Below are 14,505 nucleotides of genomic sequence, written 5' to 3' on the forward strand. Positions count from 1 at the left end.
CCATGATTACTATGAAAAACATGACCAAATGGCGCCATGCAGGCAGCTTACTTTCCTGCGTATTTATGCTGATTTCCATTTTCTTTCTTTCAACCAAAGGCCTAAATTTCGGATTAGATTTCACCGGCGGCATGATAAGTGAAGTAAAAATCGATCAATCACTGACTGCAACAGAGATTCAATCCAAACTTGAAGCGGCACTGAAGCAACCTGTTTCTGTGGTTGCTGCAGGCGATCCCGGAGAGTGGGTACTGCGCTACGCCGCGCCCGAAACACTCAGCGATCAACCTGAAATCAAAACCCTACTCACGGGTTTTTCTAACCATGTTGAAATGATTAACGTGAGTTTAGTTGGCCCGCAGGTTGGTCAAGAGTTGGCTGAACAAGGTGGCTTGGCCGTTCTGATTACATTGCTCGTGATCCTCGGTTACTTGAGCATGCGCTTTGAATGGCGATTGGCATCTGGGGCACTGTTAGCTCTCGTCCACGATGTGGTTTTGCTACTGGGCTTCTTCTCCATCACGGGTATGGAGTTCAACCTCACCGTACTTGCTGCATTGCTGGCAGTTTTGGGTTATTCGCTCAATGACTCCATCATTATTTCGGACAGGATACGCGAACTACTAAAAGCCAACGTGACTCTGCCCATTGCTGAACTGAATAACCGCGCGATCGTATCCACTCTGTCGCGAACCTTGATCACTTCAGGAACGACTTTAATTTCGGTCGGCTCTCTTTGGCTGCTTGGTGGTGAGCCTTTGTATGGTTTCTCAATCACCATGCTCATTGGTATCGTTGCGGGCACATGGTCAACCATGACTATCGCAACCATCATCCCTGAAATGACCAAGCTAAACCCGCAGCATTATATGCCTGCCGTTATCTCTGATGCGCCATAGGCCGTTCACTTAGCTAAATTTGCTCATTCATCAGGCCCGACTCTCGGGCCTGATTTTTATACCCGACTGCTCTCTATCACTCTTTGAATTCATCTATTTAGATGTTTTTACAAAAATAAGATGAACCAAACTGCACTTGTCCTTTCGAACTCACTTCATAGTACGCTACATTCAGCACATAGCTGAACAAGCGACGAATGTAAAAATGTACGCGCAGTGAGCACTCACCTTTGCCTATTGAGTCGTACCATGTGTCTTTAGATCGTAAACACATCAAACAGCGTTATTTAGCCAACCGTGTTGATGATTAGTTTTATTTTCAAGGAATCATTGATGCACGCAGCAAAAATCATTAACCGACTTTCACTCATGCTAGTTAGCAGCCTTTGTCTCGCACTGCTCATTGCTACGCCAGCCAGATCAGAAAGCCCATCAACGGGCTGGCTCACTGACGCTAATCATCCCCCATTGACATCGCGTGTTGTGATAACAGGCGCTGCCGATCCCACGTCCAGCACGGTAAATGGTTTTTTAGAGATTCAACTTGAGGGTGAGTGGAAAACGTATTGGCGAACGCCCGGTGAAGGCGGTGTCGCCCCGAGTCTCAATTGGCAAGCGTCAAAAAACATCAAAAACATTGAATGGCATTGGCCTGCACCGGAACGTTTTGATTTATTAGGCATTGATACGCTGGGCTACAAACATAATGTGGTGATCCCACTCACTTTTACCCTTGATGATTTCAACCAAACCACGCTTTTCAACGGTACGTTTACCCTTTCATCTTGCACAACGATATGCGTACTGAACGACTACCCAGCAAATTTGACCTTCACGCCTTCCGAGCTGGAAATCAATCCTGAAGCCCTACATCGCTATGCTCAAGGCATGAGCCAAGTACCACAGCCATCTCCTTTGATTGAGCACCTATCAACCACATGGGATGAAGGCGCACAGCGGTTAGAAGTCATTGCGCAAAAAAAGATGGGATGGACATCGCCAGACGTGTTGATTGATGGTGAGTCACAGGCTGTTGCGGATGTTTTTTTCTCGGTTCCTCAAGTCGTCGTCAATGGCAATACGCTTCAGGCAACGTTTGATGCCAGCAGTTGGATGGGCAAACCGAACCTTAGTCATACCGCTCTCAATGTGACCTTTATTGATGACAATTTCCTTGCAGAACAGAGTAGTGTCCCCAAAAGTGGCATTGTGACTGCGTCAACAACCTTGTCATTATCCTCCGCGATTCTTTTCGCGCTGCTCGGCGGGTTAATCCTTAACATCATGCCTTGTGTGTTGCCTGTATTAGGCATAAAACTCAGCGGTGTTGTTACCGCGCAAGGGTTAGAAAAAACGAAAATTAGACGCCAATTTATCGCGTCGGCATTGGGTATTTTATTTTCCTTTTGGCTGATCGCAGCGTTTCTTAGCGTACTGAAATTAACTGGGCATGCCTTCGGTTGGGGTATTCAATTCCAAAGTCCTATCTTTATTGGCTTGATGGCCACTATCACTGCGTTGTTTGCTGCCAACATGTTGGGTCTGTTTGAAATCCGCTTGCCGCCAAATGTAAACACATGGATGGCAAGCAAAGGCAACAATTCCTATGCAGGTCATTTCATTCAAGGGATGTTCGCCACACTTCTAGCAACCCCATGCTCCGCGCCATTTCTCGGTACTGCCGTTGCATTTGCACTAACCACCAACACCCTCATGCTTTTTGTGATTTTCACTGCATTGGCTATTGGGATGGCACTACCTTGGCTACTTGTTGCCCTATTCCCTTCTGTTGCCAAGCGGTTACCCAAACCCGGCCACTGGATGAAAGTGGTAAAAATAGCCTTTGGTTTCATGATGCTAGCAACTGCCACATGGCTGTTATCGCTACTAGCAAACCATTTATCATCGGGATGGGTTGTCTCGCTTGTCTTGTTAGGCGCCATGTTGTTGCTGCGGCGAACGTCGTCTGTCTACGGTAAAAAAATCGCCGTCGTCATGGTCGCTATCGGCATCCTGTTCTCGGCGACGGCGTTAATTGCAGCTAGTTTAACCGCTTCACGCTGGGCAACGCCATTGCCTGCTGATATCGCATGGGAAAGGTTATCTGAACCTCGAATCGCCAAAGAAGTGGCACAAGGAAAAACGGTTTTTATCGATGTCACTGCGGATTGGTGTATTACCTGTCAAGCCAACAAAATCGGTGTTCTACTACAAGACCCTGTCTATAGTACCTTGGGCAGCGATGGCATGATCGCGATGCAAGGCAATTGGACAGTGGCCAGCCCATCTGTCACTCAGTATTTACAAAAATATGGCCGATTTGGCGTACCGTTTAACATTGTTTATGGCCCCGGTGCACCGCAAGGAATACCACTACCCGTCATTTTATCTAGCGACGTGGTTTTAAACGCGATTGAATTAGCGAAAGGAAAGACGAATGAGTGATCCCTCTCAATCACCGTTGCCAGAAGATCCAAAAACAGAATTACAAATCAGCAAGACCAAAAGTAAGTGGCGTAATCCCGTCTGGTGGCTAAAAGAAATCGCAACAATCATCGTGCTATTTATCGTGATCACATTTGCGTTGGATTGGTGGCAAAGCCGAGATATGCCAAACGGCAATGTCCCACATACCATTTTGACAACCTTATCCGGTGACACCTTTGATCTTGCCACTGCCAGCAAAGATGAACCTGTGGTGTTGTATTTCTGGGCGACGTGGTGCCCTGCGTGCAAGTTTGTCACACCCACAGTAGATTGGCTGTCTGATTCTTATAAGGTCGTCTCCGTTGCAATGACATCAGGCAGCCGTGAACGTGTTGCTGGCTACCTACGCAGTCATGACATCTCTTTTGAAACGGTCAACGATGAGCAAGGTCGCTTAGGCCAGGCATGGGGGATCCGATCGACGCCTACGATTGTCATTGTGAAAGATGGGGAAATCACATCCATCACGACGGGGATTACCACACCGCCAGGTTTGTTAGCGCGCCTTTGGTTACCTTGACATCCACGCGCTAAAAACAATCGAAAGAAAGGGAAGCCATGTTTCCCTTTCTTTGTTAAAAATCTCTCTTCTACTCAAGCACCTTCGCGTATTCCTCTGATTTATCCGCCTTCCACATTTAGTGATTTGGCTTCCTTGTCGCTTCACATTTTTTCACGCCTTTGAAAATCTGCATTTTCTTTTTCGAGTGACCATCCATTTGTGCAATACACCAATGGAACAGCGCCAAAAAAATGACAAAACCTCTAGTGCACAAACATAAAAATACTAAAAACAACCAACAACAAGAGGAAATAAGATGTCACGAACTCGACTTTTACCCTATGTCGCCGTTGCATCCGCGGTGTCATCAGTGATGGTTCCACAGATAGTATCTGCGCATGGATACATGGATTACCCACCGGCACGTCAAGAAGTGTGTGCCCGTGATGGTGGCTATTGGGATTCAACAAGCGGCTCCACGATTCCCAATGCCGCGTGTCGCACTGCGTTTCAGGAATCTGGCTGGTATCCGTTTGTTCAAAAGCCTGAATTTGCCAAGCTCGTATCCAATTTCAACAGCCAAGGCGCAGTCGAAGCCGCTATTCCTGATGGTACATTGTGTGCAGCAGCTGACGCTAAAAAAGCCGGTATCGACATTCCCTCAGCGGAATGGCAAACCACCCCCATTGATCCAGCAGCTAACGGTAAACTCACCCTACTCTACCGCGCTTCCACACCACACAATCCGAGTTTTTGGAAAATCTACCTGTCAAACCCTGGCTATAGTCCAGCCGCAGATGCACTAGCATGGACAGATTTAGAACTCATTGCAGAGTTCGACAATGTTCCCGTCGTTGTTATAAACGATACAAAGTACTACCAAATGCAAGTCACGCTTCCGACCGACCGCGCCGGTAACGCCGTTCTTTATTCACGTTGGCAACGCGATGATGCAGCAGGTGAAGGTTTCTACAACTGCAGCGACATCAGCTTTGGCGGTGACGTCATTGCACCGACGTGGTCCAGCATTGGCAGCTTCATTAAATCCACGGACGACGCCTTAGCAGGAGATACCGTTTGGTTCCGAGTGTTTAACGGAAATGGCTCAGAAACGGTATTTGAAAAACTTTCGATTGATACAAGCAACGCGGCTGAGTCAGTATGGGCAGCGCAAATTGCCGAAGCTGTTAACACGGCATCAGCCTCTGCGCAAATTGGTAAACAAAACCAAGACGGCACAGTCACGTGGGACAACGCCGATCTTTATGGCAATTTGGTCTTTGTGAAAAGCAAAGATGCTAGCTTCCAATTAGAAGTGAAGAAACCAGCCACCAATACCGCGCCGACCCTCAATGCGCCAAGCGCAGTCAATGTTGATAGCGAACAGCGAGTCAGCGTTTCGGTATCCGCCACTGATGCTGAAAATGACGCGATCTCATTCACAACTAGCACTGGTACGCTCGCAAGTAATGGAAATACAGCCACCATTTCTTATCTAGCGCCAAAAACCACCACTGATATCATAGAGCAAATCACAGTGATCGCTTCAGATGGAACAACCACCTCACAAGCTGTTATCACCATAAACGTAAAAGGCTCAGGCCCTATCGGGGATAGTGATTGGGAGTTAGCCAAGGTCTATGTGGCAGGAGACAGTGTCTTACACCTAGGTATCACCTACACAGCACAATGGTGGAACAAAGGCGAAGAGCCAGGCGCATCATCAGCCTGGATAGCAGAAAGCGGTGCAAGCCAAAACTGGAGTAAAAGCCTCGCTTATTCGGGCGGCGATATCGTCACATTTAAAGGAAAAAGCTTTAAAGCCAAGTGGTGGACGAAAGGGGACTTACCATCCAATGGCGGCCCTTGGGCAGAAGTAAACTAATCTAAGTCAGACAAATCAAACTGTAGATAGCAAAACGCCCCAGATGTGTTGGGGCGTTTTTATGTTTACACCTAGGTGTCAGGTTTAAGCGTGGGCATGAAACTGCTTGATTTTCTCGCGGTAACTGTCTAAACGCTGAGGCGTCATCATCGAGCGCTTATCATCGGTCACTAGCCCCCCAAGCTGATCAGCCACTTGTTGAGCCGTTTGCAGCATCAGCTTGAAGTTTTGCTCCGCTTCGCCATAACACGGTAGCGTCATAAACAACGTAATACCTGGCGTCGTAAACTGGTGAATCGTTGCCAACGGGAAACTACCCGGGTTAAACATATTGGCAGCACTGAACAGCACTTGGCCCGTTCCTGCGAGATCCGCATGGCGATGGTAAATCTCCATCTCACCAAAAATCATCCCATGTTGCTCAAGGCAATTGATCAGTTCTTCACCATTAAACTCTTGGTTAGTACCCGCCTGAACATTAAGTATTAGCACCTGCTGTTGGGGCGCTTTTGGCGATTCATCAATTGGCGCAGCAGCAGACTCTTCATCCACGGCTTCAATCACGTCATCAGACGGCGGTCTTTCTTCTGCTTTTGACTCAACCTTTGGCGCTTCAACACTATGGTTGATATTGGCATCGTCTTCATCATCTGCATCAGATTGATAAAAGTCCACGGGCGACGACTTTTTCACAAGTTCAGTCATTTCTGCCGTCGAAGAGTCAGCCTCATCGGTGTCCGACGCTGAAAACGTCGGCAAGTCGATCTCGTGTTCTTTCTCAACATTAGAGCCCACATCAGAATGAGTAGCGAACAGAGGATCAACATCAGGTTTATCACCAAAACTCAAACCAGGCTCTTTACGATCAGCTTTTGGTTTCTCTTCATTGGCAGCTTTAATAACGCGAACGGAACCAATACCATCCTGATCAAATCCAGCATCAGCAGGATCGGTCAACTTGCCAATAGGCTTCTCACCGAACTTAGCAGGTTTTTCTTTTCTACTGGTCCATAGTCCATGCAACAACAATGCTGCAATAGCTACAGCTCCCAAAATGATTAAAACAAGGCGCAATTCCTGCATCATTTAATCTCAGCATCTATCCAATTAACGACGAATGGCGTACCTATCTAACACCTTGGTACAACCTTTGGCAATGTCGCACATACATTTTGCTGACTACTGTACCAAAAAGCGTATGAAAGTTAACGTCCATACCGTGAGAACACTAAAAAAGTCACTGTTCTTTCGAGCTTTTGACACTCAGCTCACCCAAAAATTCATCTCATTCGTAAATTGCCAATCTCATCGTGAAACCGTTAACATTGAGCGAGCAAAATCGAGGAGAGACTATGACACCTAACCAATTAGCTAAACAACCCGCTTCTGGCGCGAGTTATTTTCTGCGCGGCTTTTCGCTGGCATTGACGCCAGGTATCCGTCGCTTCGTTGTTATTCCGTTGATAGTAAATCTGCTACTAATGGGTGCACTGATTGGCGTTGTATTGTCACAACTGAGCGACTGGATCAATGGCTGGCTGGCATTCCTACCTGACATGTTGAACTGGCTGTCTTATGTACTATGGCCGCTACTTGCCATCGCCATCCTTGTCATCTGCTCCTACTTTTTTAGCACGGTCGCCAACTGGATTGCTGCGCCATTTAATGGGTTACTCGCGGAGCATTTAGAAGCAAAACTCACCGGAAAACGTCCACCCGATGACGGTATTGCCGACATTATTAAAGATCTTCCTCGCGTATTTAAACGCGAATGGCAGAAGCTTTGGTACTACCTACCAAAAGCACTCGGTTTGCTTTTGCTGATGTGGATCCCTGTCATCGGTCAAACATTGGGTCCTGTGCTGTGGTTTTTGTTTAGCGCATGGATGATGGGCATACAGTATTGTGACTACCCGTTCGATAATCACCGTGTTTCTTTCCACAACATGAAGGCCACATTACGCGAACAAAAAGGCGCAACAATGAGCTTTGGCGCATTAGTGATGGTGTTTACCATGACGCCCATTCTGAATTTGTTCGTCATGCCCGCCGCAGTGTGTGGTGCAACCGCCATGTGGGTGGATAAGTACCGCAATAATCTCGCCCGCTACTAACCCTTTGCTTTACAAGCGCTGTTGCCGGATAGCGGAATGCATGACGGCAACAGAAGCTTTCGCTATTGCTCACGCTAAATTTGAGAACTTCATCTGAAACCAAATCGATAACAATAAGATATAACTAACGATTCCTTTGCAATTTTCGAAAGAAAGTTATTCTCTTAGTCGTACTCCCTTACAAACCGAAGGAACGAAGAAGATGGGTAAGATTTACGAAGACAATACAACCACCATTGGCAACACCCCTCTTGTGCGCCTAAACCGCGTATCAAATGGAAAAGTGTTGGTGAAAATTGAAGCGCGTAACCCTAGCTTCAGCGTGAAATGCCGTATCGGTGCCAACATGATTTGGGATGCAGAAAAAACCGGCAAACTAAAACCTGGCGTTGAATTGGTTGAACCAACCAGTGGTAACACAGGTATCGCGCTGGCATACGTTGCTGCAGCTCGCGGTTACAAGCTAACCCTAACCATGCCTGAGTCAATGAGCCTTGAGCGTCGTAAGCTTCTTAAAGCACTGGGTGCAAACCTTGTTTTGACCGAAGCTGCAAAAGGCATGAAGGGCGCAATTGCAAAAGCAGAAGAAATCGTTGCATCAGACCCAAGTAAATATCTGTTGCTACAACAGTTCAACAACCCAGCAAACCCAGAAATCCACGAGAAAACCACAGGTCCAGAAATCTGGGAAGATACTGATGGCGAAATCGATGTGTTTGTTGCAGGTGTAGGTACGGGTGGAACACTGACCGGTGTTAGCCGTTACATCAAAAACACCAAAGGCAAAGCGATTACTACCGTTGCCGTCGAGCCAGCAGAATCACCCGTCATTACTCAAACCGTTAACGGTGACGATGTGCAACCTGCCCCGCACAAGATTCAAGGTATCGGCGCGGGTTTCGTGCCAGGCAACTTGGATTTGTCGCTGGTAGACAAAACCGTACTGGTGACTTCTGAAGAATCGATTGAAATGGCGCGTCGCTTGATGGAAGAAGAAGGCATTCTGGCTGGTATTTCATCAGGTGCTGCTGTTGTGGCTGCTAACAAAATTGCCGCATTGCCTGAATTTGCCGACAAAACCATCGTTACCATTCTGCCAAGTTCTGGTGAGCGTTATCTAAGTACTGCACTGTTTGCAGGCATCTTTACTGACCTAGAAAACCAACAGTAACAGGCTTTCTCAGCTCAGATACAATCGCATGATTGACAACAAAAAAGCCCTGTTTGGGCTTTTTTATTTGATTTTTCCAGCCTGCTCTAGTAAAAATTCCCCGCCCTTTATTTTCCAGCTCGAAATTAATCCCCGCCTCGATGATGAGCCATATGTCGATTTGGAGGAAAATGTCACAAAAAATTGACTTGGATTAAGCTAGGGCACTCAAATCTTGGTTAGTTTAACGTCCATCGATAGCCAAAACTGGTCATTCAGTTTAAGCTATCCACAGATTTAATACATAAACCTAAATAAATAATGTATCGGGGTAAAACATGTATCAAAAGCAAGTAGAAATCACTGCTGAAAACGGTCTGCACACTCGTCCTGCTGCTCAGTTTGTTAAAGAAGCAAAAAGCTTTGAAGCAAAAATCACTGTGGAATCTAGTGGTAAAGAAGCTAGTGCGACTAGCCTGTTCAAACTGCAAACTCTGGGTCTGACCAAGGGTACTGTGGTTACTATCAAAGCTGAAGGTGCACAAGCTCAAGAAGCAGTTGATCACCTAGTTAAGCTGATGGACGAGCTGGAATAATCCGGCTCTTTTTCTATCCATTAGTTATTTCCATTGATCAAATGTAGGGTAAGGCTATGATTTCAGGTATCCTGGCATCTCCTGGTATTGCTTTTGGCAAAGCGCTGCTACTTCAAGAAGATGACATCGTCATCAACAAAAATCCGCTTCCAGCTAACCAGCTAGACGCGCAAGTCGAGCGCCTATTCGAAGCGCGCGAAAAAACCAAACAGCAACTCGAAGTGATTAAAGACAAAGCTCGCGTAACTTTCGGTGAAGAGAAAGAAGCGATCTTTGAAGGTCACATCATGCTGCTTGAAGATGAAGAGCTAGAAGAAGAAATCATAGCTTTCATTAAAGACAACAAAGCATCTGTTGAATACGCGATTTACAGCGTTATCGAAGAACAAGCAACAACGCTTGAATCTCTGGATGACGAATACCTAAAAGAACGTGCTACTGACGTCCGTGACATTGGCTCACGTTTCATCAAGAACGCACTAGGTATCAACATCGTGTCTTTGAGCGCTATCAATGAAGAAGTGATTCTGGTTGCTAACGACCTAACTCCTTCTGAAACTGCGCAAATCAATCTCGACTACGTTCTAGGTTTCATTACCGACATCGGCGGCCGTACTTCACACACCTCTATCATGGCGCGTTCTTTGGAACTGCCTGCGATCGTTGGCACCAACGACATCACTAAGCGTGTGAACAATGGCGATATGCTGGTACTTGATGCAATCAACAACAAGGTTGTCATCAACCCTAGCGAAGACGAGCTGAACAAATTCAAAGCGATCCGTGATGAATTTATTGCTGAGAAAGAAGAACTGGCAAAACTGAAAGATTTGCCAGCAATTACTCTTGATGGTCATCAGGTAGAAGTTTGCGGCAACATCGGTACTGTTAAAGACTGTGACGGCATCAACCGTAACGGCGGTGAAGGTGTTGGTCTATACCGTACTGAATTCCTGTTCATGGATCGTGACGCACTGCCTACTGAAGAAGAGCAGTACAAAGCGTACAAAGACGTTGCATTGGCAATGCAAGGTCACCCAATCATTATCCGTACTATGGATATTGGTGGTGACAAAGATCTGCCATACATGGATCTGCCAAAAGAAATGAACCCATTCCTGGGTTGGCGTGCAATTCGCATCAGTCTTGATCGTCGTGACATTCTACGCGATCAACTGCGTGCAATTTTGCGTGCTTCTGCCCACGGTAAACTTCGTGTGATGTTCCCAATGATCATCTCCGTAGAAGAAATCCGTGAGCTGAAAAAAGCCATCGAGGAATACAAAACAGAACTACGTGCTGAAGGCCTAGCGTTTGACGAGAACATCGAAATCGGTGTAATGGTTGAAACGCCAGCGGCTGCCGCGATTGCTCACCACCTAGCAAAAGAAGTCGAATTCTTTAGCATTGGTACAAACGACTTAACCCAGTATACTCTTGCGGTTGACCGTGGTAATGAGATGATCTCGCACCTATACAACCCACTGTCTCCAGCAGTGCTGACCGTTATCAAGCAAGTCATTGACGCTTCTCACAAAGAAGGCAAATGGACTGGCATGTGTGGTGAGCTTGCAGGTGACGAGCGTGCAACTCTGCTGCTGATGGGTATGGGTCTGGATGAATTCAGCATGAGTGGTATTTCCATTCCACGCATCAAGAAAATTATCCGCAATGCTAACTTTGCTGATGTTAAAGCGATGGCAGAAGAAGCACTGGCGATGCCTACCGCAGATGAAATCACTGCGCATGTAGATAAATTCATTGCTGAGAAAACTGTCTGCTAGAATACGGCAGCAAAGTATTGATAACGCTTAGGAGCATACACTATGGGTCTGTTTGACAAACTGAAGAAGCTGGTTTCTGACGACAGCAGCGATGCTGGTGTCATTGAAATCATCGCACCACTTTCTGGTGAAATCGTAAACATCGAAGATGTGCCAGATGTTGTTTTCGCTGAGAAAATCGTTGGTGACGGTATCGCAATCAAACCAACTGGCGACAAAATGGTTGCACCAGTTAACGGTACCATTGGTAAGATTTTCGAAACCAACCACGCTTTCTCTATCGAATCTGAAGACGGCATCGAGATGTTCGTTCACTTCGGTATCGACACGGTTGAGCTGAAAGGTGAAGGCTTCAAGCGTATCGCTGAAGAAGGCCAAGAAGTTAAAGCGGGTGACACGATCATCGAATTCGATCTGGCTATGCTAGAAGAAAAAGCGAAATCGACTCTGACACCTGTTGTTATTTCTAACATGGACGAAATCAAAGAGCTGAACAAGCTTTCTGGTTCTGTTGTTGTTGGTCAAACACCAGTACTGCGCATTAAGAAGTAATTCTCTTTGATGTGTCGAAAAAGCGCAGCCCAAGGGCTGCGCTTTTTTATTTCTGTTACATTCTGCCTTTTTCTATCAATAGGTTCCCGCCAATTGATAAACCGTCAATCCCGCTTCTAGCTGATCAGCTGTGGCATTGCCAATGTACTCGACAGTGACCGGAGAACAAGGCATTAAGGTGAAACTGGCATCGCTAAACCGCCCTTCCCCGCTAAACTCTGGCTGCACAAAGAATGCTGGTACACTGCTCGACAAGGTAACGACAATTCGCCCATCGGCATGCGTTTTCACTTCTGTACAGATATCTGACTTGCGCAATGGTAGACGTTTGTACGCATCATCAAACCAAACATTGGTTGCGGTTTTCCCCTCACAATCCATCACAACGTAGAAAAAACCCTGATGCTTGCGCTCATTGATAATATCCAGATCACAATGCCAAACCAGCTGGTTATCATCTTCTGACAGTTTGGTCTCAAATGGCCAAGTATCAATCACTTCGCCATGCCAGTCATACCATGTAACTTGCCCTGTAGCCGCTACACGTCGGTGTTCATCATTGATGAAACGTAAACTTAACGTATTCTCTTCTTCAACAAACACTGCAAGCTGCGGTGCAAAAAAGCGTTTTGCATGGTAGTGAAGTTGCTTCCATCGACCATTGTATTCAATACTCGACCATGAGCTCACCGGCCAACAATCGTTGAGTTGCCAGTACAATATGCCGCGGCACAAAGGTTTATTTGCACGCCAATATTCACTGGCAGTTTTGATTGCCAGTGCCTGTTGAACTTGACTGAGATACAGCATTTGCGCGAAGTCTTTCGGGAATCGGAAATAGCGGGTAAACATCTCGGTGATGATGCTGTTTCCTCGCCCATTTTTTTGATGTTGTTCAAAGGTTGGGGAGGTGACGTTCCACTCTTCTTCCGCCGCAAAGGTCTTTACCGTAGGTAATGACGGCCATGACTGGTAACCAAACTCACTGCAAAAACGCGGTTTCACTTTTTGGTAAGCATCAAACGACTTACCGGAATGCCAAACATCCCAAAAATGCATGTCGCCTTTGTTATCGTCATGCCATGCGTCGCCAAAGTCGAGTTCACCATTACACGGTGAGCTCGCCCAAAAACGACGCGTTGGATCTTCTCGCTCTACCACTTCCTGCAATACGCGGTTTAAACGATCATAATTCACCACGTATTTTTCTCGATTCTCACGAGATTCGGGATACCAGCCAATCGCACCGATAACTTCATTGTCACCACACCATAATGCCAACGAGGGGTGATCGCTGAGACGCCTGACTTGCTCTTGTACTTCCTGTGAAACGTCTTTTAGAAACGCTGGCGTTGACGGATATAGCGCGCAAGCAAACATCAAATCTTGCCATACCAGTAAACCGAGTTCATCACAGAGGCGATAGAACACACCACGTTCATACATACCACCGCCCCAGACACGGATCATGTTCATGTTCGCGGCTTTCGCATCTTCCAGTAATTGGCGGTAGCGCTCCGGTGTTTGTTTGCCGGGCATAGCATCAAGCGGTATCCAGTTTGCGCCCTTTGCCATAATAGGTTTGCCATTAACAACAAATGTCATCGCTGAGCCGGCATCATCTTCTTGCGTATCGAGGTGTAACTCCCTCAAACCAAGTCGCTTTTCAACGCGCTGTCCGTCGACGATTACTGTGAGTGAATACAGCGGCTGCTCACCGTAACCTGCGGGCCACCAGCGATCAGGTTGAGAAATCATAAAGCGGCATTCAAGCTTGTCGCTATCAAGTGCGATCGCGTGACTGATCCGCTCACCTTTCGGTGTTTCCAACACACACTCAGCGATAGCATCAGAATCAGGCGTCAATCGCTCTGAGGCGAGCGTAACAATCACTTCGCAGCTTCCGTCACTGTGCCATTGCTGTGAGGTTCTCACGCTGTTTAAGCGCACATTAGAGATGGGCTGTAAGCGAATGCTCTCATACACCCCGCTTGCCATGAGGCAAATTCCCCAATCCCATCCGCTGTGGCATTGCGTTTTTCGCAGCGTATTCATGTGCGGGATTTGGTTGTTGCCTTCAGCCCATGGTACTGGAAACGGCAAGCGCTCGGCTCTGGCTTTGGCTTCTAGGTCGGCGCGTTTTAGCGTAATGCGAAGTGTGTTGATACCAGCATTCAAAAATGGGCGTACATTGCAGCGATAGTTTCGGAACATATTGCTACAAAGCATCACCACTTCATCGTTGAGGGTGATGGTTGCCACGGTATCGACCATGTTGAGGATCAAATCGACTTCTTTTGATTCGAGCAGTGTACTTTCGACCTCAAACTGCTTTTCAAGCAGCCAGTCGTGCTCGCCAACCCATTGTATGTCGGTCTCATTGCAACCGAGATAAGGATCGGGGATCACGCCTGCCCCTAATAAGGCGCTATGAACATCGCCCGGCATCTTAATAGGCACTGAAATGGAAAGGTCTGACAGCGATGAAAGCGTCCATTCACCATCGAGTGTTATTTGCGACATGGCATCTCTCCTA

General features: G+C 46.9%; 11 protein-coding genes. 9 read left to right on the forward strand and 2 right to left on the reverse strand.

Annotated features, from left to right (window positions below):
- Window positions 1-2 precede the first annotated feature (2 nt).
- The 4 genes from secF to A1OO_RS21785 all read left to right on the forward strand — a co-directional run bounded on the left by secF (window position 3) and on the right by A1OO_RS21785 (window position 5,773).
- Window positions 3-899 (forward strand): protein translocase subunit SecF, encoded by an 897-nt coding sequence (gene secF / locus A1OO_RS21770; RefSeq protein WP_016960086.1) that lies wholly within the window; start codon window positions 3-5, stop codon window positions 897-899.
- 333 nt (window positions 900-1,232) lie between these two features.
- Window positions 1,233-3,344: a protein-disulfide reductase DsbD family protein gene (locus A1OO_RS21775; RefSeq protein ID WP_017004427.1), complete on the forward strand. Its 2,112-nt coding sequence runs from the start codon at window positions 1,233-1,235 to the stop codon at window positions 3,342-3,344.
- On the forward strand, window positions 3,337-3,906 hold the full coding sequence (locus A1OO_RS21780; RefSeq protein WP_017004428.1) for a protein disulfide oxidoreductase: 570 nt from the start codon (window positions 3,337-3,339) through the stop codon (window positions 3,904-3,906). Before A1OO_RS21775 ends, A1OO_RS21780 begins: the two co-directional genes overlap by 8 nt.
- Before the next feature lie 298 nt (window positions 3,907-4,204).
- On the forward strand, window positions 4,205-5,773 hold the full coding sequence (locus A1OO_RS21785; RefSeq protein ID WP_017004429.1) for a lytic polysaccharide monooxygenase: 1,569 nt from the start codon (window positions 4,205-4,207) through the stop codon (window positions 5,771-5,773).
- A gap of 84 nt (window positions 5,774-5,857) precedes the next feature.
- Here A1OO_RS21785 and zipA read toward each other — a convergent pair whose 3' ends face one another.
- The gene (gene zipA, locus A1OO_RS21790) at window positions 5,858-6,859 is read right to left on the reverse strand and encodes a cell division protein ZipA (RefSeq protein WP_017004430.1); all 1,002 of its coding nucleotides are present in this window, start codon (window positions 6,857-6,859) and stop codon (window positions 5,858-5,860) included.
- A gap of 266 nt (window positions 6,860-7,125) precedes the next feature.
- Between zipA and cysZ the strand changes: the two genes are divergently transcribed.
- From cysZ to crr, 5 genes are all read left to right on the forward strand, one after another.
- A complete protein-coding gene (cysZ, locus tag A1OO_RS21795; protein ID WP_017004431.1) occupies window positions 7,126-7,887 on the forward strand; it encodes a sulfate transporter CysZ in 762 nt (253 codons plus the stop codon).
- A gap of 202 nt (window positions 7,888-8,089) precedes the next feature.
- Window positions 8,090-9,058, forward strand: a complete 969-nt coding sequence (gene cysK / locus A1OO_RS21800; RefSeq protein ID WP_016960080.1) for a cysteine synthase A — start codon at window positions 8,090-8,092, stop codon at window positions 9,056-9,058.
- Window positions 9,059-9,375: 317 nt separating this feature from the next.
- Window positions 9,376-9,633, forward strand: a complete 258-nt coding sequence (locus A1OO_RS21805; RefSeq protein ID WP_016960079.1) for an HPr family phosphocarrier protein — start codon at window positions 9,376-9,378, stop codon at window positions 9,631-9,633.
- A 56-nt stretch (window positions 9,634-9,689) separates the two neighbouring features.
- Window positions 9,690-11,417 (forward strand): phosphoenolpyruvate-protein phosphotransferase PtsI, encoded by a 1,728-nt coding sequence (gene ptsI / locus A1OO_RS21810; protein WP_017004432.1) that lies wholly within the window; start codon window positions 9,690-9,692, stop codon window positions 11,415-11,417.
- A 42-nt stretch (window positions 11,418-11,459) separates the two neighbouring features.
- Window positions 11,460-11,969 carry a PTS glucose transporter subunit IIA gene (gene crr, locus A1OO_RS21815; protein WP_016960077.1) on the forward strand — a complete coding sequence of 170 codons (510 nt, stop codon included), beginning with the start codon at window positions 11,460-11,462 and terminating at the stop codon, window positions 11,967-11,969.
- A gap of 75 nt (window positions 11,970-12,044) precedes the next feature.
- Here crr and A1OO_RS21820 read toward each other — a convergent pair whose 3' ends face one another.
- Window positions 12,045-14,492 (reverse strand): beta-mannosidase, encoded by a 2,448-nt coding sequence (locus tag A1OO_RS21820; RefSeq protein ID WP_017004433.1) that lies wholly within the window; start codon window positions 14,490-14,492, stop codon window positions 12,045-12,047.
- Window positions 14,493-14,505: the final 13 nt, after the last annotated feature.

The organism is Enterovibrio norvegicus FF-33, from assembly GCF_000286835.2.
Lineage (GTDB): Bacteria > Pseudomonadota > Gammaproteobacteria > Enterobacterales > Vibrionaceae > Enterovibrio > Enterovibrio norvegicus_A.